At 73.1% G+C, this 20,177-nt stretch carries 19 protein-coding genes; 9 read left to right on the plus strand and 10 right to left on the minus strand.

Going from position 1 to position 20,177, the window contains the following annotated elements:
- Window positions 1–37: 37 nt before the first annotated feature.
- The 4 genes from ABT369_RS30390 (at window position 38) to ABT369_RS30405 (ending at window position 3,226) form a co-directional block, all read left to right on the plus strand.
- Window positions 38–742: an SbtR family transcriptional regulator gene (locus ABT369_RS30390; RefSeq protein ID WP_350617074.1), complete on the plus strand. Its 705-nt coding sequence runs from the start codon at window positions 38–40 to the stop codon at window positions 740–742.
- Window positions 743–795: 53 nt separating this feature from the next.
- The gene (locus ABT369_RS30395; protein ID WP_350617075.1) at window positions 796–1,272 is read left to right on the plus strand and encodes a GNAT family N-acetyltransferase; all 477 of its coding nucleotides are present in this window, start codon (window positions 796–798) and stop codon (window positions 1,270–1,272) included.
- A gap of 34 nt (window positions 1,273–1,306) precedes the next feature.
- The gene (locus ABT369_RS30400; protein ID WP_350617077.1) at window positions 1,307–1,669 is read left to right on the plus strand and encodes a 2Fe-2S iron-sulfur cluster-binding protein; all 363 of its coding nucleotides are present in this window, start codon (window positions 1,307–1,309) and stop codon (window positions 1,667–1,669) included.
- A gap of 87 nt (window positions 1,670–1,756) precedes the next feature.
- Complete coding sequence (locus tag ABT369_RS30405; RefSeq protein WP_350617079.1) at window positions 1,757–3,226, plus strand: sulfatase family protein; 1,470 nt, start codon at window positions 1,757–1,759, stop codon at window positions 3,224–3,226.
- Window positions 3,227–3,304: 78 nt separating this feature from the next.
- On the opposite strand, the gene ABT369_RS30410 is transcribed toward ABT369_RS30405, so the two are convergent.
- Both ABT369_RS30410 and ABT369_RS30415 read right to left on the minus strand, forming a co-directional pair.
- Complete coding sequence (locus ABT369_RS30410; RefSeq protein WP_350617080.1) at window positions 3,305–4,906, minus strand: alkaline phosphatase D family protein; 1,602 nt, start codon at window positions 4,904–4,906, stop codon at window positions 3,305–3,307.
- Between the two features lie 144 nt (window positions 4,907–5,050).
- Window positions 5,051–5,614 carry a hypothetical protein gene (locus tag ABT369_RS30415; protein ID WP_350617082.1) on the minus strand — a complete coding sequence of 188 codons (564 nt, stop codon included), beginning with the start codon at window positions 5,612–5,614 and terminating at the stop codon, window positions 5,051–5,053.
- Between ABT369_RS30415 and ABT369_RS30420 the strand changes: the two genes are divergently transcribed.
- Window positions 5,553–6,269 carry an aldo/keto reductase gene (locus ABT369_RS30420; protein ID WP_350617084.1) on the plus strand — a complete coding sequence of 239 codons (717 nt, stop codon included), beginning with the start codon at window positions 5,553–5,555 and terminating at the stop codon, window positions 6,267–6,269. The genes ABT369_RS30415 and ABT369_RS30420 overlap by 62 nt on opposite strands.
- Before the next feature lie 80 nt (window positions 6,270–6,349).
- Window positions 6,350–6,730, plus strand: coding sequence for a DUF2255 family protein (locus ABT369_RS30425; RefSeq protein WP_350617086.1), 381 nt, complete (start codon window positions 6,350–6,352; stop codon window positions 6,728–6,730).
- Here ABT369_RS30425 and ABT369_RS30430 read toward each other — a convergent pair.
- Complete coding sequence (locus ABT369_RS30430; RefSeq protein WP_350617088.1) at window positions 6,717–7,970, minus strand: metal-dependent hydrolase family protein; 1,254 nt, start codon at window positions 7,968–7,970, stop codon at window positions 6,717–6,719. The two genes, ABT369_RS30425 and ABT369_RS30430, sit on opposite strands and share 14 nt — an antisense overlap.
- Before the next feature lie 234 nt (window positions 7,971–8,204).
- On the opposite strand from ABT369_RS30430, the gene ABT369_RS30435 reads away from it, so the two are divergent.
- From ABT369_RS30435 to ABT369_RS30445, 3 genes are read left to right on the plus strand one after another with little or no spacing between them, the layout of a single operon-like run.
- Window positions 8,205–8,648 (plus strand): group I truncated hemoglobin, encoded by a 444-nt coding sequence (locus tag ABT369_RS30435; RefSeq protein ID WP_350617090.1) that lies wholly within the window; start codon window positions 8,205–8,207, stop codon window positions 8,646–8,648.
- Window positions 8,648–9,820 (plus strand): globin domain-containing protein, encoded by a 1,173-nt coding sequence (locus ABT369_RS30440; protein ID WP_350617091.1) that lies wholly within the window; start codon window positions 8,648–8,650, stop codon window positions 9,818–9,820. The genes ABT369_RS30435 and ABT369_RS30440 overlap by 1 nt, the downstream gene beginning before the upstream one ends.
- Window positions 9,817–10,476 (plus strand): DivIVA domain-containing protein, encoded by a 660-nt coding sequence (locus ABT369_RS30445; protein WP_350617093.1) that lies wholly within the window; start codon window positions 9,817–9,819, stop codon window positions 10,474–10,476. The genes ABT369_RS30440 and ABT369_RS30445 overlap by 4 nt, the downstream gene beginning before the upstream one ends.
- Before the next feature lie 93 nt (window positions 10,477–10,569).
- On the opposite strand, the gene ABT369_RS30450 is transcribed toward ABT369_RS30445, so the two are convergent.
- From ABT369_RS30450 to ABT369_RS30480, 7 genes are all read right to left on the minus strand, one after another.
- Entirely contained in the window at window positions 10,570–11,079 is a 510-nt protein-coding gene (locus ABT369_RS30450; protein ID WP_350617095.1) for a potassium channel family protein, read from the minus strand.
- Between the two features lie 74 nt (window positions 11,080–11,153).
- Window positions 11,154–12,356, minus strand: coding sequence for a glycosyltransferase family 87 protein (locus ABT369_RS30455; RefSeq protein ID WP_350617097.1), 1,203 nt, complete (start codon window positions 12,354–12,356; stop codon window positions 11,154–11,156).
- Between the two features lie 65 nt (window positions 12,357–12,421).
- The gene (locus ABT369_RS30460) at window positions 12,422–12,886 is read right to left on the minus strand and encodes a hypothetical protein (protein ID WP_350617098.1); all 465 of its coding nucleotides are present in this window, start codon (window positions 12,884–12,886) and stop codon (window positions 12,422–12,424) included.
- Window positions 12,883–14,058 (minus strand): hypothetical protein, encoded by a 1,176-nt coding sequence (locus ABT369_RS30465; protein WP_350617100.1) that lies wholly within the window; start codon window positions 14,056–14,058, stop codon window positions 12,883–12,885. Before ABT369_RS30465 ends, ABT369_RS30460 begins: the two co-directional genes overlap by 4 nt.
- Entirely contained in the window at window positions 14,055–17,012 is a 2,958-nt protein-coding gene (locus ABT369_RS30470) for a DEAD/DEAH box helicase (protein ID WP_350617102.1), read from the minus strand. The genes ABT369_RS30465 and ABT369_RS30470 overlap by 4 nt, the downstream gene beginning before the upstream one ends.
- On the minus strand, window positions 17,009–18,406 hold the full coding sequence (locus tag ABT369_RS30475; RefSeq protein WP_350617104.1) for a protein kinase family protein: 1,398 nt from the start codon (window positions 18,404–18,406) through the stop codon (window positions 17,009–17,011). The genes ABT369_RS30470 and ABT369_RS30475 overlap by 4 nt, the downstream gene beginning before the upstream one ends.
- Window positions 18,407–18,614: 208 nt before the next feature.
- Window positions 18,615–20,177, minus strand: a 1,563-nt coding sequence (locus ABT369_RS30480; RefSeq protein WP_350617106.1) for a ricin-type beta-trefoil lectin domain protein, incomplete at its 5' end; no start/stop codon positions are given.

Raw genomic sequence — 20,177 nt, forward strand, 5'->3', positions numbered from 1 at the left:
CCACCCGGCTCCGGGCCCAGGACAAGGATTTCGTGACATGACCGCGGAACGCGCCGACGGCCGCCACAATCGCGAGCTCGTGCTGCGCACGGCGATGCGCGTCTTCGCCGACGACGGGCTGGAGGTGCCGCTGAGCCGCATCGCGCAGCGGGCCGGGGTCGGCGCCGGCACCGTCTACCGGCACTTTCCGAGCAAGGACATCCTCATCGAGGCGGTGCTCGCCGAGCACGTCCGCGGCCTGGCGCGGGCCGCCGACCGGTGGGCCGGCCGCGCCGAGCCGGGCGAGGCCCTGGTCGGGCTGCTCCTCGAGGCGATCGAGCAGTCGTCCGGCCGCGTCAGCGTCTGCGACGGGCTCACCGGCGACAAGAGCTGGCCGCGCGCCGCCCTCGCCCCCGCGGTCCGGGAGTTCGGCCGGGCGCTGGAACGGCTGCTGCTGGCCGCGCAGCAAGCCGGCGCGGTGCGGGCCGACATGCGGGTGGACGATCTGACCGCGCTCATCGCCGGAGGCGCGGCGCTGCGCTCGGCCCATCGCAGCCGGGCCCGCGCCGCGCGGCTCGTGCGGCTGCTGGTCGGCGGCCTGCTCACGAAAGAGGCCGCGTTTCGTGACACGGACCCCGGCCGGCGTCACGAAACGCGGCACTGCCTCGAGTGCGGCACCCGGCTGCGCATCCACACCACCGGACGGCCGCCGAGCTACTGCGGGCCGACCTGCCGCCAGCGCGCTCGCCGCCGGCGCCGCTGAGGCGGTGGTTTTTCTCGGTTGCCCGGCCCCCTCGCCGGCATCAGCATGAGGGCATGAGCGTGGAGATCGTCGCGGTGCCGGGCACGGACGCCGAGCTGCTGGTGCCGGTCCTGCACGACGCCGAGGAGGACGACGAGCGCATCCGCGCCGCCCTGCGCGATCCGGCCTGCCGCGCGTACGCCGCCCGGCTCGGCGGCGAGACGGTCGGCGCCGCGGTCGTGCGGTGGGACGAGCGGGAGCCGTCCGAGCTGCTGTACATCGCCGTCGACCCCGCCCACCGCGGCACCGGCGTCGGCCGGCGGCTCGTCGCGGCCATCCAGGCCGAGCTGCCCGCCCACGGCCGCTCACTGCTCGTCGGCACGGCCAACTGCTCGCTGGACAACATCGCCTTCTACCAGCGGTGCGGCTTCCGGATGCACTCGGTGCGGCGCGGCTTCTTCGACTACATCCAGCCGCCGCTGTCCGAGCACGGAATCCCGATGCTGGACATGATCGTGTTCTCGTACGTCAGTCCCACCGCGACCGGGTGACGCGCGCGGCCCGGCGCGCGCGGACACCGGCGGGGTGCGGGATCTGCTGCTGTCCGTGAACGTCGGGCGGCCGAAGGACGTGGCGTGGCAGGGGCGCACGGTGTTCACCGGCGTCTGGAAGCGGCCCCCGGGTGAGCCGGGCGACGGCCCGCGGGTGACGTTCGCCCGCAGCGGTGTTTCGGCAGCGGTACCGCCGGCAGGCAGCATCCTGGACCTCGCCGACGCCTGCGACGTGCCCACGCGCTGGAGCTGCCGCACCGGCGTCTGCCACACGTGTGAAACGCCACTGCTCGCGGGCGAGGTCACCTACTCCCCCGAGCCGCTGGAGCCCCCGGACGCCGGCTCCGTGCTGATCTGCTGCGCCCGCCCCGGCACCGACGTGGTCCTCGACATGTGAGGCCAAATCCTACCGTGCCGATAAGTTTTACAGAGCCCGAACACTGCATTCATCCATTTACGGACATCATCGTCCAGAGTGGAGTTCATGCGTAGATTGCCCGTCGCCCTGGCCGCCGCCGCCCTCGCCGCCGCGGCCGCGCTCGTCGGCTCCGTCGCGTCCGCCGGTCGCGCGCCGGCCTCCGCCGCGGCCGCCGCCCCGCCGAACATCGTGTTCGTCCTCGTCGACGACCTCGCGTGGAACCTGGTGCAGTACATGCCCCAGGTGAAGCGCCTGCAGACCGACGGCACGACGTTCACCAACTACACCGTCACCGACTCGCTGTGCTGCCCGTCCCGATCGTCGATCTTCACCGGGAAGTTCCCGCACGACACCGGGGTCTTCACCAACGAGGGCCCCGACGGCGGCTTCACCGTGTTCCACGACCGGGGCAACGAGTCGCACACGTTCGCCACCGCCCTGCAGGTCCAGGGATACACGACCGCCTTCATGGGCAAGTACCTCAACGGGTACCTCCCCAAGGACCTCTACACCCCGCCGGGCTGGTCCGAGTGGTACGGCGCCGGCAACGCCTACGGGGAGTACAACTACAACCTCAACGAGAACGGCACCCTGGTCCACTACGGCAACACCGACGCCGACTACCTCACCGACGTCGTGGGGGCCAAGGGCAGGTCGTTCATCCAGCGCACCGCCGCGGCGCACAAACCGTTCCTCCTCGAGATCTCCACGTTCGCGCCGCACGGCCCGTTCACCCCGGCCCGCCAGGACCTCGACAAGTTCCCCGGCCTGACCGCCCCGCGCACCCCTGCCTGGGACACCCTGCCGGCGAACGCGCCCACGTGGCTGGCCGGCAACGGTCCGCTCACCGCCGACGAGATCACGAAGATCGACACCGACTATCGCAAGCGGGCCCAGGCCGTCCAGGCCGTCGACCGCATGATCGCCGGGCTCCGCCAGCAGCTGACCGACTCCGGCGTGGCCGGGAACACCTTCGTCGTGTTCAGCTCCGACAACGGGTTCCACCTGGGCGACCACCGCCTCGTCGAGGGCAAGCAGACCGCGTTCGACCATGACGTGGTCGTACCGCTGGTGGTCGCCGGCCCCGACGTGCCCGCGAACACGAGCCGCCCGCAGATCGTGCAGAACATCGACCTGGCGCCCACGTTCCAGCGCATCGGCGGCGCCCCCGTCTCCGGCGACGTCGACGGCCGCGGCCTGCTCACGCTGCTCACCGGCGGCCAGACCGACGCCTGGCGCACCGGCTCGCTCATCGAGCACCACGGCCCCGGCACCAGCGCCGAGGACCCCGACGCGCAGGACGCCCGCAACGGCATGCCGACGACCTACGAGGCCCTGCGCACCGCCACGTACACCTACGTCGAGTACGACAACGGCGAACACGAGTACTACGACCGCACCACGGACCCCTACCAGCTGCGCAACACCTACGCCGGCCTCACCGCCGCCCGCAAGGCCACCCTGCACGCCGACCTGGACGCGCTGCAGAACTGCCACACCAACGCCTCCTGCTGGACCGCCGGGCACGTCGGCTGAGCTCCGGCACCACGAAGGCACCGCGAAACGCTCGCCGGCGGCCCCGGGTGACGGAGCCGCAGGCGAGCCGGTGTGCGCTCAGGCGGCGTGCAGCGTCGAGGTGCCGGCCTCGACCACGTAAGACGCGGTCGTCGTGACCGGCGCCTGGCGCACCTCGATCGTGTCGACCGTGCGGGCGTCGGTGCGCCACTCGTGGCGGTCCACGACGCAGCGCAGGTAGCCGCGGCGGGAGCCGTCGAAGTACTGCACGTGCGGGTTGAGGGTCGGGTTCAGGGCCTTCAGCGGGGCGTCGAAGGCGATCGGGAAGTCGGAGCTGATCGACGTGGCGGTGAACTCGACCGCGACCGGGGCCTGCTCCGGCTTGTCGAAGTCGACGCGCAGCTCGCTCAGCCACGTCGAGTGGATGTCGCCGGCCAGCACGACCGGGTTGCGGACCTTCGCGTCGACCAGGTGCTGCAGCAGCCGGGCGCGCTGCGGGGCGTAGCCGTCCCACTGGTCGAGGTTCGCCAGGATCGCGGGCAGGCCGCCGGTCGGGTTGGGGAACTTGATGCGGCTCATCATCACCTGCTGGGCGATGACGTTCCACCGGGCCGGCGAGTGGTTCAGGCCGTCAGCGAGCCAGCGCTCCTGGTCCTCGCCGGTCAGGGTGCCGGTCGTGTTGGCGGTGCCGGCCTGGGGCAGGCCGAAGTCGCCGGGGAAGCCGCCGGGCTGGTCGGTGCGGTACTGGCGGGTGTCGAGGACGTTGAAGCGGGCCAGCCGGCCGAAGTCGAAGCGGCGGAAGATCCGCAGGTCGGGGCTTCCCGGCTTGAGGTTCGCGCGGATCGGCATGTGCTCGTAGTACGCCTGGTACGCCGCGGCGCGCTGGCGGGCGAAGTCGGCCGGCGACTGGTGCTGCGCGCCGGTGTCGTCGACCTCGTCGACCAGCGACGCGTAGTTGTTCTCGGTCTCGTGGTCGTCCCAGGTGACGATCCACGGGAACGCGGCGTGCGCGGCCTGCAGGGCCGGATCGCCCTTGTACTGCGCGTGCCTCGCCCGGTAGTCGGCCAGCGTGACGAGCTGGTCGAGGTTCGGCGTCTGCGGCGCCGTGTGGTTGCGGTCGGCGAAGCGGCTGTGCGGGTCGTACTCGTAGATGTAGTCGCCGAGGTGCAGCACGACATCGAGGTCCTCGGCGGCCACGCCGGTGTAGGCCGGCCAGTAGCCGTTCTGGAAGTCCTGGCAGTTGACGATGGCGAAGCGCAGGGCACCGCCGTCCTGCCACGGCCACGGGGCAGTCTTCGTGCGGCCGGTGGGGCTGAGGACGCCGAGGGCGCGGAAGCGGTAGAAGTACTCGCGGCCGGGCTGCAGGCCGCGGGCGTCGACGTGCACGGAGTGCGCGAGCTCGGGCCGCGCGTGCGTCGAGCCGGAGCGGACCACCTTGCGGAACCGGTCGTCGAGGGCGACCTGCCACTCGACCTCGACCGGCTTGTTCGGCAGGCCCGCACGCAGCAGGCGGGTCCACAGGATGACGCTGTCGGGCAACGGGTCGCCGCTGGCCACGCCGAGCGCGAACGGCGTGGCCGGGTCTCCGGGGTGTCCGCCGTGGCCGGCGTGGTCGGTGTGCGCGGCGGCCGCGGTGGCCGGCAGCAGTACCCCACCGGCCGTCACCGCCGCTCCGGTGAGGACTTGCCGTCGAGTCAGCATGGGCACACCTTGCCGGTCGCACCCGAACTCCGAACGAACTGCACCTTGCCGCCGCAGAGCATTTCCGCTCCGGTTGACGGCCGTGGCGAACTCCCTTGCCCGAGCCGGCAGGCTCCGTCGACAAGAGACGATCTTTGCCGCAGGTCAGGACGCGGGGCCGTTGTCGACGAACACGAATGTGGTCAGCGGGGTGGCGTCGCCGAGCTCCTCCGCGATCAGCCCGTTGGTCCCCGACACCAGCAGGAAGGCGTCGCCGACGCTGATCGTGAACGTCGCCGGGTCGCCGCTCTCCGGTGGCTTGATCGTGAACAGCTGGCCGTCGCGGCCCGGGTCGCAGGCGGTGGCGGCGATGGTGAGCGGCGCACTGCCGTTGTTCTTCAGCCCGAGGCAGGCCCTGTCCCCCGTGGCCGACCTGATCATGTGGCGGGCTCCCGTCGGTACCAGGACAAACAACCCCTTGCCGGTGTCGCCGTCGGTGACGTTGAGCCGGCCGCTGCCGTCGACGGCGAGGATGGACTCGCCGGCCTCGGCCGGGCGGATGACGACCCGGCGGGTCCCCAGCAGGATCGGCGCGTCCGGCCCGGTGACCGACGGCTGCGGCGCGGCAAGGCCCGGCTGCGAGCTCGGCGCCGAGGGGGCGGCGGCCGTGGCGGACGGCGACGGCGGGCTCTCCGCGATGGGCCCGGGCGGCAGCGGCCTGTCCCGCAAGGCGATCCTCGAGCAGGCCGACGCCTCCCTGCGGCGGCTCGGCACCGACTACATCGACGTCTACTACATCCACCGGTTCGACCCCGAGACCCCGGTCGAGGAGACCATGGCCGCGCTGCACTCGCTGGTGCTGGCGGGCAAGGTGCGCTACCTCGGGGCGTCGTCGATGTGGGCGTGGCAGTTCGCGAAGCTGCAGCACGCCGCGGTGCTGGGCGGGTGGACGACGTTTCGCGCGATGCAGGATCAGTACAACGTCCTCAAGCGCGAGGAGGAGCGGGACATGATCCCGATGTGCCTCGACCAGGGCGTCGGGCTGACGCCGTACTCGCCGCTGGCGAAGGGGCGCGCCGCCCGGCCCTGGGGCGAGCAGACCGCGCGTTCGTCGTCGGACCGCGCCGCCGTGGCCTTCGACCGGGACACCGACCGGCCGGTCGTCGACGCCGTCCAGGCCGTCGCCGAGGCCCGGCAGGTCCCGATGGCGCAGGTCGCCCTCGCGTGGGTGCTGTCCAAACCCGCGGTCTCCTGCCCGATCGTCGGCGCGACGAAGCCGCACCACCTCGTGGACGCCGTCGCCGCCCTCGACCTGACCCTGACCGACGGCGAGATCGCCGACCTCGAGGGGCGCTACGCGCCGCAGGACAACTTCTGGTGGTGAGGCCCGCCGCTTGACCGCGGTTCAACGCCGCCTCCCCGGGAAGTGCACCGGGCGACCGAACCTTCCCGAAAGGATCCGCCATGACTTCGTGGACGCCCGACGAGCTGCGCCGCATCGGCGCGGCCGACGAGCTGCAGATCGCCCCTACCCGCGCCGACGGCACCCTGCGGGCCCCGACCACGATCTGGGTCGTCCCGGACGGCGATGACGTGTACGTCCGCGCCGTCTACGGCACCGCCTCGTCCTGGTACCGCAGCACCCGCGCCCGTCACCGCGGCCACGTCCACACCGACGGCGTCGACCGCGACGTCACCATCACGGACGTGCCCGACAGCGACCCCGTCAACACCCGCATCGACGCCGCGTACCGCACGAAGTACCGCCAGTACGACGCCACCTACGTCAACATGATCCTCGCCCCGGCCGCCCGCGCCACCACCCTCAAGCTCACCCCCAGCTGACCGAAGGACCGGTGTGCACGACGCCGCCGCGCATGACGAAGTCGACGGCAGCGGTGGCGTCGATGTCGTCGAACGGGTCGCCGGGCAGGGCGATCAGGTCCGCGACGGCGCCGGGTTCGATCCGGCCGAGGTCGGACCGGCCCAGCAGGTCGGCGGCGGTGCTGGTCGCCGCGCGCAGTGCCCGCAGCGGGGTGATGCCGCTGTGCACCATGGCGGGGAACTCCCGCCAGTTCTGCTCGTGCGGGAACATGCCGGCGTCGGTGCCGAACGCGATGCACACCTCGCTGGCGGCGACGTTGCGGGCACTGTCGCGCAGCTGATCGCCGTAGCGGGCGAACTTCGCGCGCTCGGCCGGATCCTTGCCCCGCCAGTACTCGTCGTCGTCGAGGTGCTCCAGCGCGTCGGAGACCATGAACTGGGTGGGGACGAGGAACACCCCGCGCCGCTGCATCAGCGACAGCGTTTCGGCGGACGCGAGGTTGCCGTGCTCGACCGAGCGCACCCCGGCCCGCACGGCGCGGGCGACGCCTTCGTCGCCGTACGCGTGCGGGGTGCACGGCACGCCCAGCTCGGCGGCGGCGGCCACCAGGGCGTCCATCTCCCGCTGCGTGTAGGTGGTCTGCCCGGGGTCGTCGGCGGGTGTCCCGAACCCGCCGGTGGCCCCGAACTTGACCCAATCGGCGCCGGCGCGGATCTCCGTGCGCACGGCGCTGACGACGGCGGCGGGCCCGTCGGCGAGCACGCCGATCTCGCGGCCGTACTCGGGCGCGAGCAGCGTGGAGATGTCGCCGTGGGCGCCGCGGGCCGAGATCAGATGCGGGGCCACGAGCATGCGCGGCCCGCTCACCAGGCCCCGCGCGACGGCGTCACGCAGGTGGATCGTGACCGGGTCGGCCGCGAACGTGGCCAGGTCGCGCACCGTGGTGAAGCCGCGGTCGAGCAGGCCGCGCAGCACCGGTAGCGCCCGCAGGGCGAGCACCGCGGCCGAGTCGGCCACGAACGCGGTGAGCAGGGACGACGGTTCGACCGTGGTGTGGATGTGGCAGTCGATGAAGCCGGGCAACAGCATGCGGTCGCCGAGGTCGAGCACCCGCCTCGCGCCGCGCCCGACCCGCTCGCCGACCTCGGTGATCCGGCCGGCGTCGACCGCGACCTCGGTGTGGGCGGACGGCGCCGCGGCCAGCCCGTCCCAGCACCGCTCGGCGACGACGACGATTCCGGTCGATGCGTCAGCGCTCACCGAAGTGCACTTCCCCGAGAACGCCCGGGCATGCGGGCGACAAGGCCCACATCGCCGCAAGACTGTCCAAATGCCCCCTATTCCTCCGCAATGGTGCGAACAGCCATCCGGCACCTGCGAGCGGCCCGGCCCTCCGCCGGAAAAGCCGCCGATAGGCTCGCGCCGGTCAAACCCCGGCCCGTCAGGAGCCCCGATCCGCACGGGCAGGATCCCCTCGACGAGAGGCGCACGACGATGACGCTGGACACGGCCCTGCTCGGGCAACTGGATGCCGAAGCGCAGCAGGAGAACCCGTCCTCGGCATTCGCCGCGATCGGCGGAGCCGTCGCGGTCTCCGCGGTGGTGGAGGAGTTCTACACGCGACTGCTGCTCGACCCGGCCCTCGTGGACTTCTTCACGCCGCTGGTCGAGTCCGACGGGCTGAGCGCGCTCAAGCGGCACCAGGTGCTGATGCTGACCAAGGTGCTCGGCGGCCCCGACCGGTACTCCGGCCGTGACCTGCGGGCGGCTCACGCCCACCTGACCATCACCGACGAGGCCTACCGGCGGGTCAGCCTGCACCTGCTGACCGTGATGCACGACTTCAAGGTGCCGATGGACATCCTGCAGGCGGCCGACGACATCCTGCGCTCGGTCAGCTCGCTGATCGTCACCGGGGCGGCGGGGGACGCGCGGTAGTGGACACTGCCGCCCTCAAAGCGAGCTGGGCGCAGGTCGTACCGCTGGGTGATCAGGCCGCCGCCTACTTCTACGCCACCCTGTTCAGCATCGACCCCGGCTTGCGCAACATGTTTCCCGCCTCGATGGGCGGCCAGCGCGACCGGCTGCTGTCCGCGCTCGGGCACATCGTGTCCAATGTGGACGACTCCGAGACGCTGGTCGCCTTCGTCCAGCAGCTGGGTCGCGACCACCGCCGGTTCGAGGTCCAGCCTCAGCACTACCCCGTGGTCGGACAGGCGCTGCTGCACACCCTGGCCCACGGGCTGGGGCCCGCCTGGAACGACCAGCTGGCCGCGGACTGGGCCGAGGCGTACGGCATCGTGTCGAAGGCGATGATCGACGCCGCGGCGGCGGTCGACCCGTTCGAGCCGGCCTGGTGGAACGCCGAGATCGTCGCCCACGAGCGGCGTACCGGCGACATCGCGGTGATCACCGTGCGGCCCCAGGGCGAGGTTCGCTACCGGGCCGGGCAGTCCCTCGCCGTGGAGTCGCACCTGCGCCCGAAGGTGTGGCGCTACCTGACGCCGGCCAACGCTCCCCGCCGGGACGGCACAATCGATTTCCATGTCCGGGCCGTGGCCGCCGGGCAGCTCTCCCCCGCGCTGGTGTACCAGTCCCGCGTGGGCGACGTGCTGCGCCTGGGATCGCCGATCGGCAATCGCCTGACCGTGGCGTCCGGGCCCGGCCCGGACCTGTTGCTGCTGGCGGGCGGTACCGGCGTCGCACCCATGAAGGCCATCATCGAGCAGCTGGCCGCGGGCCTGGAAGACCGCAAGGTCACCCTCGTGGTCGGCGTCCCGAACCAGTGGGACCTGCACGACCAGGCCGAGCTCGACCAGCTCGCCAACGACCTGCGCTGGGTCCAGGTCATCACGGCCCTGTCCGACGACATCATCGGCGGCCAGCCGATGACCGTGGTCGAGGCCGCCCTGCGCCACGGCTCCTGGCACGATCGCAAGATCTACGTGTGCGGCTCACCGGCGATGGTGGCCGGAACCTGCCAGACGCTGCGCGACGAGGGCTACGCCTCGACCAACATCCACGTGGAACAGTTCGACGACAAGACCTATGCGCCGCTGCGTGCTTCGCTGACGCCGGAGCGGGTGTTCGAGGAGGTGACCCGACCATGAGCGCAGAATCCACCCCCCGGCGTAGGCCGCTCTCGCCCCATGAGATCCGCAACGTCCGCCTGCGTCAGATCGGCTTTCGCAAGGGTTACGACCCCGCGGAGGTCAACGCGCTGCTGCAGCGGGTGGCCGAGGAGATCGCCGCCCGCGACGCGCAGATCAGCACCTTGCTGAACGACGTGGAGCGGCTCCAGCGGGAGGTGTACGCACGCCGCCACGGCGCGCTGCCCGACAACGCTCCCGTCGGCCTCGACGAGGCGCTCATCTCCGAGCGCATCCAGGCCCAGCAGTACGTCGACGAGATCGTCGCCGCCGCCCAGACCAACGCCGCGCACCTCGTGGCGCAGTCCCGCCAGCAGGCGAACGAGATCATCCGAGCCGCGCACGCCGCGGCCGAGCAGGCCGCGCGCAACTACCGCGCCACCTCGGGGCCCAGCTACAGCCCGGACCGCGAGGAGCTGGCTCGGCTGGCCACGCTCGCGCAGTGGGCGATCCGCCAGTTCTCCGGCTTGCGGACCCAGGTCGACGCGACCGACGACGCGGCCCGGCAGGAACTGGCCTCCATCCTCGACCGGCTCGCGCCCATCCTGTACCCCGGCAACACCACCAACGGCGCGGCCTACCCCGGGGACCCCGGCCACCGCAACGAGAACCGGTAACCGTCACGCACGGCCGTCGCCGACCGGCGACGGCCGGTAGCAGCGGCTCCGTGGACGGCGACCCCGACGCCGGCCGGGTCGCGGGGGCGCTCGTCAGCAGCGTGGGGGAAGCTCGGGTTCGGTCCCGCCCTCGGATTGGGTGGTTTCCGTCCCCGCGGCCTTGATCAGAAGACGCACGAGCACCGTGACGTAGATCAGGTCGGCGAACATCTGGAGCGTCACCACGATCCGGGCCGGCTGTGACCGCGCGGCGATGTCGCCGAAGCCGACCGTGGCGAACACCGTCGTCGTGAAGTAGAAGGCGTCGACGCGTGTCAACGGCTGGGAGAACGATGTGGGCCGGCCCTGGGCCAGCACGAAATAGCTGGCGGCGAAGAGCACGAACAGCAGCGACAGCGTCAGGACCAGCGCTTCCAGTGCGCGAAGGCGCGGATGCGGGGACCGCACGACCGCCCGGACCTGCCAGCCGGCCACGAGCACGACCAGGAGCAGGCCGCCGACGAACGCGAGCGCGGTGGTCGCGGACCACTGCTGTCGCAGCGGTGCGACGAAGTACGCGGCCACGAGGACGGCGGCGACGAAGGCGGAACGCAGGACGGCCACCACGTACCTTCGGGTGCCGGAGCCGGACAAGACCTCACCGTCCGAGGGTCGAACGCCGGGACCGGGGCTCCGGCTCAGCCTGGGGACGACGTGGCCGCGAGCCGCTCCGGTTCGCGGCCGGCCGGCTGGATGGGCAGCTCCGGGCGCCGCGGGGCGGGCTCGCCGCGCAGGGTGCGCACCAGCAGCAGGGTGCCCGCGGCGACCATCCAGGCGAGGGGCTTGGCCGCCTGCCGGTAGCCGGCGTGCCCGCCGTCGAGGAAGTCCACGCCGATGAACTGCAATGGGCGCACCAGCGGTACCAATGCGACCCAGAACCACACCGAGCGGGCCGCGGAGCCGCGGACCAGCACGCTCGCGACGAGCGGCGGGAGCACCACCAGCGGGTAGTAGCCGAACGCGGGGGTGCTCACCAGGAACGTACCGATCATCACGATCGCCGACGTGTCGACGAGGCGCAGGCGCTCCTCGCCGCCGTTGCGCCAGCGCAGCACCGCGGCGGCCACGGTGATGGCGAGCACCGCCACCCGCACGATGGCCAGCGGCGCGCCGTCGATGCCGATCCGGGGCAGCATGGCCGGCAGGGACGAGTCGTACGGGCGGGCGAACCCATCCTGGCCGCCGAGCAGGAACGGCAGCGTCCGGGTGAAGAACAGGCCCGGCTCGGGCAGCAGCGGCGTCACCACCGCGCAGGCGGCGATGGGGATGCCGGCCGCCGCGCCCAGCCCCCGCCACTTGCGGGCGAGCAGGAACACCAGCCCGATGGGCACCAGCATCGGCTTGACCGCGATCGACACGCCGATCACCACGCCCGCGGCGAGCCATCGCCCGCGCCCCATGAGCAGCAGCGCGATCGACATCATGGCGGCCACGGGTGCGGTCCAGTTGCCCAGCTCGACGACGCTGACGGCCGGGTTGAACAGCGCGAACGCGGCGACGCCGGCGACCCCGAGCCAGGAGCGCAGGCCGACGCCGAACATTCGCAGCGCCGCCCACCAGCCGACCAGCAGCAGTGCCGCCAGTCCCCAGGGGAACAGCCGCTCCAGGTGCGTGTCGGACAGCGGGGTGAGGGCCAGCGCGAACGGCACGCTCGACGGCGGGTAGAGAAACCGGTCCGACTCGTACGGCGAGCCGCCGTCGAGCAGGCGGCGCACCGCGTCGATCACGAGCAGGTTGTCCATGCTGTGCATCTGGTTGGTGAGCGAAATGCGCACCAGCTCCTGGATGAACAGCGCGTAGGCGCCAGCCAAGACGACCCAGGGCGCTCGGCTCTTGAGCATGGCGGGAGCGTAGCCATCCGTCGGGTGAGCGCGGCGGGTGATGTTCCTGCTCACCCTGTCCCGGCTCAGTACCCGGAGTCGATGCCCGACCGGAACGCCAGCGAGCTGCACAGCAGCGCCAGCACCACCATGACCACCAGAATGATGCCGAAGATGACCCCCATCACGACCAGGACCGGACCGGGATCGCCCGAAGACGGCCGTGGCGGGGCGGCCGGCGCGTACGGGGGTTGGTGGCCGGGCCGCGGGCCCTGGTAGCCGTTGAAGGTCGGCTTCCCGGCACCCGGACCGGCACGCCGGGCACCTTGAGGCGGCCGCGGGGGCCGATAGGTGCGGCGGTGCGGCGGCGGGTCGTCGTCGACGAAGTCCCAGTAGGCCCAATAGGCCTCCTCCTCCTCGTCCTCCTCCTCTCGGCGGCGACGCTCCTCCTCCTCCTCGTCCTCCTCCTCCTGGCGGCGGCGCTCCTCCTCCTCGTCCTCCTCTGCCTGGCGCCAGTACTCCTCTTCTTCCTCGTCGTAGCGGGAGGTCATGCGGTCCCCCGCTCCAGCGCGTCGAGGCTCTGCAGCCGGCGCGCGTCGCCCGTGCGGCCGGCGTGCCGGCGCAGTTCGGCGACGGAGACCTCGGGGACCTCGAGGGCCTCGGCGAGGTGCCGGCTCCGGGTCTGGAAGTCCGGCAGCGTCGTGACCGCCGGCAGCGTGGCCACGCCGAGCGCGCGATCCAGCAGCGCGGTCCGGCGCACCGCGGCGTCGCCGCACCAGATCTGGATGAAGTGATTGTCCCAGAACTGGTACGCCCCGACGCGCGACGGCGACAGCCGGGGCGACTCGCCGAAGGCGCCGGCCGGCATCACCACCCGCCAGCGGCCGCCGTGCTCGTCGAGCCGGCCGCCGCTGAAGACCGTCGATCGGCCGAGCCACGCCCGCCAGATCCGGCCGGGATCGCCGGCGTCCTCGGCCTCGATGAGGTGCTCGACCGAGGAGTCGGCGCACACCCGTTCCAGGAACGGGTCGCGGTGCTCGGCGACGCCGGTGTACGCCAGGATGCGCCCCTCGGTGGTCTCGATCAGGTAGCAGGGCAGGTAGCCCTCGCGGACGCCCTCCTGACGCAGGTTGCGCAGCTGGGCCGGCAGGTTGAACTCGGCGCGGTCGGCCCGCTCGGCCAGCCGGGGCAGGGCCTGCGGGTCGTACGGCACCGCAGTGAACAGCGGCCGGAACCGCGTGCGGTCGCCGAGCTGCTCCTCGGCGACCTCGGGAACGTCGAGCACCGGGACCGCGCCGTCGTAGTAGGGGCGCGGCAGCGGGCGGCCGCTCTGCCGCTCGATGAGCACCTTCAGCCGGCTGGTGGTCGGGACGTACCGCAGGCCGTCGCGCAGCGAGCGCCGCCCCAGCTCGCGCACGCGCAGCCGGCCGCCCTCGTCGGCGACGAGCTGAATGGCGACGAGGAACGCCAGGCAGCGCTCGACGATGCCGGGCGGGAGGCCGAGGAAGCCGGCCAGCCCGGACCGGTCGTGGATGCCGGCCTCGTGCAGGGCCCGCAGCACGAAGTGGTCGATGAGCTCGAAGTCCTGCCCGTCGTACACCTGCGCGCTTGCCTCGATCTGCCACAGCGGCCACAGCACGGCGAACAGGCGCAGCGGCCGGACGCCGGGCAGCGCGACGGCGTGCTCGACGGCCCGGGTGGCCGGGTAGATGACCCGCCTCATGGCCGGCGCCCGGCGGTGTTGGCCAGTGCGGCGGCGATCTCCAGGGAATCGCGGCGGTCGCCGTGGCCGGCGAGGTGCCGGCCCATCGCCACCATGAGCTCGCGGAACGGCTCGTCCCGGGCCGCGCGCAGGGTGCTCAGGTCGCCGACGAGCACCAGCTGCCGGCGGGCGCGCGTGATGGCGACGTTGAAGCGGCGCAGCTCGCGCAGGAAGCCGATGTCGCCGCCGGCGTTGCTGCGCGTGAAGCCGAAGACGACAAGGTCGCGCTCGCCGCCCTGGAACGAGTCGACGCTGCCGACGTGCTCGGTCGTCGCCGGCTCGCCGAGGCGCTCGATGAGCAGCTCCTTCTGGGCGTTGAACGGCACGATGACGGCCCAGTCGCGAAACTGCGGCCGCAGCGCCCGCAGCAGCGCGACGATCAGGTCGGCCTCCAGCTCGTTGCGGTACCCGTGGCGGACCGCCTCGCGCAGGTTGCGCATGGCGGTCTCGGCCCGCTGGGCGGCCGGCCGGTCCGACGTGTCGACCATCGCGAACGGCGAGGCGAACAGGTCGCCGGCCGGGCCGCCCGCGTGCCGGGTCGTCACGCGGCCGGAGTAGAAGCGCTCGGACACGAACCCGGCGATCTGCTCCGGCATCCGCCGCTGGGTGCGCAGCCACACCGCGTTGGACTGCGGCGCGCGCGGGAAGAGCAGCTCGAAGCCGCTGCGGGCGAGCAGGTCGGTCACCGCCGGCTCGACGTCGGCGGCGAGGCCCCCGGCCCAGCGGCGCACCTCCTCGTCGAGGAACGGCGGCAGCTGGCGGTGGTCGCCGACGAGCATGGCGCGCCGCGCCCGCACCAGCGGCACGAGCAGGTTCGGGGTCGAGATCTGGCCGGCCTCGTCGACGATGGCGAGGTCGAAGTCGAGCTGCGACACCAGCGCCGACGTGTCGGTGCCGATACAGGTGGCGCCGACGACGTCGCAGTAGCGGGCGATCTCGCGCTCCAGCTCGCCGCCGAGGTCGGCGACGCGCTCGCGCCACTCGCCGAGCAGGTTCGCCTGCCGCTCGGCGGTCTCCGCGGCCGCGGAGACTACGGCCCGCCAAGCCTCCCAGCCCGCCCAGTCGGGGCCGTCCGCGCGGTCGGGCGGATCCGGTGGCAGCGTCGTGGCCGGACGCAGCAGCTGCCGCAGGAGCTTGCCGATCCGGCCCGGCTCCGGGGCCAGCTCCTCGAGCGTGCGGCGGGCGGCGTCCTGGGCGGCGTACAGGCGTACCACCTCCGGATCCTGCGCGCCGAGCGCCGTGATCCGCTGCCACAGCGCCGAGCGGGCCGACTCGGCCGCGGCCAGCCGGGCGCCGGCGGCAACCAGCTCCGCCTGGGCCCGCCCGGCGCGGCGCTCGAGCCAGCCGGCGATCCACCGGTGCAGGAACGCCGGCGGGGCGTTGCGAGCGACGCGGCCCCGCGCGGAGGCCAGCCGCCGCCCGGCCGTCTCGGCCGCGCTCGCCCGGCCGGTGTGCGCCGCCCGCGCCGCGGCCAGGTCGCGGTCGACCGCGTCCAGCTGCCCGGCCAGGGGTCCGCCGGCGGCTCGCACGGCGGCGGCGATGCGGGCCGGCGCCGCGTCCAGCTCGGCCCGGGCCGCGGCGCCCTGGCCGGCGACCGACTCGAGGTGCGCCAGGTACCGCTCGATCAGCGGCCGCTGCCCCCGGACCTCGCGCAGCGCGTCCAGCCGGCCGCGGTCGGCGAGGATCTCCTGGCGCAGCGCCTCGGCCCGGCTCTCCGAGGACAGGGCCCGCACCTTGGCGCTCATCCGGTCCTCGTTGCCGATACGCACCACGTTGAGCTCCGGCGGCAGGTCCTCGAGCACGTTGTCGACGGCGCGGTGGGTGTGCGAGGTGACGAGGACCCGCTGGCCGCGGGCGGCGCACTCTTGCACGACCTGCACGATGGTGCGGGTCTTGCCGGTGCCGGGCGGGCCGAGCACGGCGAGCAGGTCGGGCACGGCGACGGCGCGCCGGAACGCCTCGCGCTGGTCGTCGTCGAGGCCGGCGGCGGGCACCGCGTCGCGGGCCGGCTCGTAGGGCCGGAAGCGGGCGTCGACGAGGTGCTCCAGCAGGTGCGGGTTGCGGGCGGAGCCCTTGCGCAGCGCGGCGACGGCGTCGCGCTGGGCGCGGAAGATGCGGTCGCCGCCGAGCTCGCCGAGCGTGCCCTGGGCCCCGATCTGGTCGTAGTCGGCGCCGGGCTCGAAGCGCACGACGACGTCGCGGCCGTCGACGTCGATGACGCGCCCGCGCAGCTGGGGTGCGTCGCCGAGGTACACCATCGTGTTCTTGGTGAGCTCCGGCCGGCGGGCCATCCGGAACCGGTAGACGCCGCGGGCGGAATGCCGCTGCTCCTTGGCCGCTTCCCGGTGGACGTAGGCCTGCGCGGCACGGCCGGCGAGCTGGTCGATCTCGATCTGGCGGCCGGCCTCGATGACCTGGTCGACGAGGTCGAGGTAGCGGGCGTGGGCCGGGGCGAGCGACGGGCCGTCCGGCGCCGGGCGGCCCGCGGCCGCCGTCGCGGCGGTCCACGCGCTCCACAGCGCGTCGCCGTAGGTGGTGGTGCGGGGCAGGCTGCCCTGCGCGAACGCCCGGTTGAGGCTCGCGAGGTCGGGCACCGCGCAGATGCCGGGGCAGGACAGCAGCAGCGCGCCCTTGAGCAGGCGCTCCTCGTCGCGGAAGCGCCGCCGGGCGGCGTGGCCGAGGTTGTAGGCGTCGCCGGCTCGGGTGGGGTAGAGCCACCCGACGTGGCGGCCGGCGTACACCGCCATCCGCCAGCCCTTCTGGGTCTTCTCGAGGGTGAGCGGGAGCGCGCCGCGCTTCGCCAGCGTGTCGAGCTCCTGGAAGAAGGGCGTGGGGTGGTACTCCAGGTCGGCAAGGAACTTGTCGGAGTACACGAGCGCGATGGGGCCGGGAACGCGCACCGGAGGCGGGATCATGCGCGCACCCCGGCGGCGGATTCCCGGCGGCCCTGGCGCAGCCCGGCCGCGAGCTCGGCGGCGCCGGGCCGGTGGCCCGGATCAGGATCGAGCGCCCGCAGCAGGAGCCGGTCCAGCCGCTCGGGGAACCCCGGCAGCAGGTCACGCAGCGGCGCGGCGACGGTGCCCGCGCCCGCGCACGCGTGCAGCAGCGCGGCCAGCCGGTACGCGTCGGTCGGCGGGCCCGGGCGTCCGCGCGCCAGGGCCCGCTGCTCCGGCGCCGGGTGCTCGCCGCCCTCGCCGGGCCGGTGCGGCCAGCCGGCGAGCCCGGGATCGCGCAGCCGGCCGCGCCGCCCGGGCAGGGCGACTCGGACCGAGCCGCCGTCCAGCGCACGGTGGGCGTGGCCGCGGCGGTGCAGCGCGGCGAGCCCGTCGGCGACGCCGGCGAGCACGTCCAGGGCGAGGGGCAGCATGAACGGGTCCAGGCCGGGCCGGCCGTCGCCGAACATCTCCAGCCAGCTCTTGCCGGCCGGCGCGTCGAGCACGAGCAGGTGCAGGTCCCCGTCGCGGTGGCGCTCCACGAGCGCGGGCAGCCCGGCCTCGGGGCGCTCGAGGCACGCGGCCTGGGCGTCGAGGCCGTCGCGCATCCGGGCGGCGGCCGGGCCGTCGTCGTCGATCCGCAGGCCCCGCAGCCACACCGGGCGGCCGGCGCCGTCGAGGGCGCGGCCGGCGGCCTGCATGAGCGTCCACGAGCCGTCCTCGGCGCGCACCGTCTCCACCGGGTCGTGCACCAGGTAGGTGCCCATCGCGCCGGCGACCTCCGAGCCGCCGCGCCAGTGCCGCCCGTCGGGGGATGCCGGGCCGATCCGGACCCGCGGGGCGGGGAGCGTTGCGGCCTCGAACGCGGCACGCAGCCGGTCGAGCTGCTCCTCGATGTCGCGCAGCATCGCCCGGGTCAGCGGGGCCGGCGGGTCCGGGCGCACGAACGCGGGGGCGGGGGCGGCGCCGGTCTGTTCGCGGTACCACCACAGCGCCAGCTCATGGCAGGACTCCAGCACCGTCATCGCCTTCACCGCGTCGCCCGAGTAGCCGTGCACGGCCTCGTTGCCGAGCCGGCGGACGATCTCGAGCAGGTCGTGCACGCGGGCGGGAATGGCGCCGGCGGCGGCCAGCTGCTGCGTGCGCCGGAACTGCGGCGTCCGCGGCGGCACGGTGACGCCGGCGCGGCGGGCCACGGCCTCGGCGAGCGTCTCGGTGAACCGCCGCCCGCGGGCCATGGCGGCGTCCGGGTCGGTGTGCACGTACGCCTCGGCGGTGGCCGCGTCGCCGGCCAGCAGCACGGCCTCGGGCAGGGCGGCCAGCGCCGGGTCGGCGAGAAAGCGGAAATTGCGCGAGTCGTGCACCAACTGCTGCATGTGACTGGTCATGGCTCCCCCGAGACATTGACGCAACCGAACAGCGATTGGCGTTTCGCGTCGAGCGCGAAAATCATGCCGATCGACGCCCGCCAGGGAGCAACCGGACGGCTCGCGGTGGGAGGTCGTCCACATCCCGCAGCCGTAGCCGGTGTACCGGACGCGTGAGGTGGCCGCCCGGCTGGACGGCCACCTCACGCGTTGGACCTCAGACCAGCGCGAACTTCTGCGCCGCGCTGCCGTTGCAGTCCCAGATCTGCAGCCGCGTGCCGTTGCCGGTCGCCCCGTTGGGCGAGTCCAGGCACCGGCCCGACTGCGGGTTCTTCAGCGACCCGTCGGCCTGCTGGACCCAGTTCTGCCCGCCGACCCCGTTGCAGTCCCACAGCTCGACCAGCGCACCGTTCGCGGTCGAGTTGCCCACGATGTCCAGGCACCGGCCCAGCGTCCGCAGGGAACCGTTCGCGTTGTGGTACCAGTGCTGGTCGACCGCGTAGGACTGGCAGTCCCACAGCTGTACCGCCGCGCCGTTGGTGCCCGTGTCGTCGGCGGCCACGTCGACGCACTTGCCGCCCGGGCCGTTGATCGTGCCGCCGCCGTTGACGGAGAACTTCTGCGCGCCGCTGCCGTTGCAGTCCCAGATCTGCAGCCGCGTGCCGTTGCCCGTCGCCCCGCTGGGCGAGTCCAGGCACCGGCCCGACTGCGGGTTCTTCAGCGACCCGTCGGCCTGCTGGATCCACTTCTGGCCGCCGACGCCGTTGCAGTCCCACAGCTCGACCTGGGTGCCGTTGGCCGTACCGTTGCCGTTGATGTCCAGGCACCGGCCCAGCGTCGACAGCGAGCCGTTCGCGTTGTGCGTCCAGTGCTGGTCCACCGCGTAGGACTGGCAGTCCCACAGCTGCACGGCCGTGCCGTTGGCGCCGTTGTCGTCACCGCTCACGTCCACGCATTTGCCGCCCGGGCCGGTGATGGTCCCGGAGGCCGCCGGAGCGCTGCCGCCGCCGGTAATCAGGAAGCGGTTGTTGGCCGTGTTCCAGTGCGTGGCCAGATATGAGCCGGCCGGCGGGTTGGTGTTGAAGTAGTCGTCCTTGTTGCAGTCCAGCCGGTTGTCCTGGGCCTGGTCCGCGCACACGACCCGCAGGACCGTGCCCGGCCCGTCGTTGTAGCACATGATGTCGTAGTCATCGGTGCAGTGCCCGTAGGCGGTGTGGTTCGGCGAGCTGCTCATCACCGCACCCATCGCGTGCGTGAGCTCGTGCGCCGCCGGCCCCGAACCCCAGCACCCCGAGTCGACCCGGCTGAAGCTGGCCCCGGAGTTGTTGTAGTTGTCCTGCCCCGGGCGGTCGTCCAGCGTCACGTACGCGACGCCGCACAGCGCGGTGGCGTCGACGTACATGAGGTACTTGCGGTCGGCGCGGTTGTAGCCCTGCGCCTTGATGGCGTTGACGGAGTTGCCGAAGTCGCCCAGCGACCCGTTGTCGATGGCCACGTCGGTGACGGAGATGTTGCACGAGCTGTCGGTCACGAACCGGATGTGCCGCACGCCGCCGGTCTGGGCCGCGCTGGCGCTGTAGATGTCGTCCACGCCCTGGGTCCAGGTCCGGATCGAGGCCAGATACTGGCTGTACCGATCCGCGTTGCCCGACCCGTGAATGTAGAGCACCTGCACCCGGTTCCCCGACTGCCCGTCACCGTCACACACGATGCTCGCCGCGGCCGCGGCCTGCACCGCGCTCTTCGACTCCGCGAGCGGCGCCACCGACTGCCGCACATC

The organism is Dactylosporangium sp. NPDC000244 (genome assembly GCF_040300725.1).
GTDB lineage: Bacteria > Actinomycetota > Actinomycetes > Mycobacteriales > Micromonosporaceae > Dactylosporangium.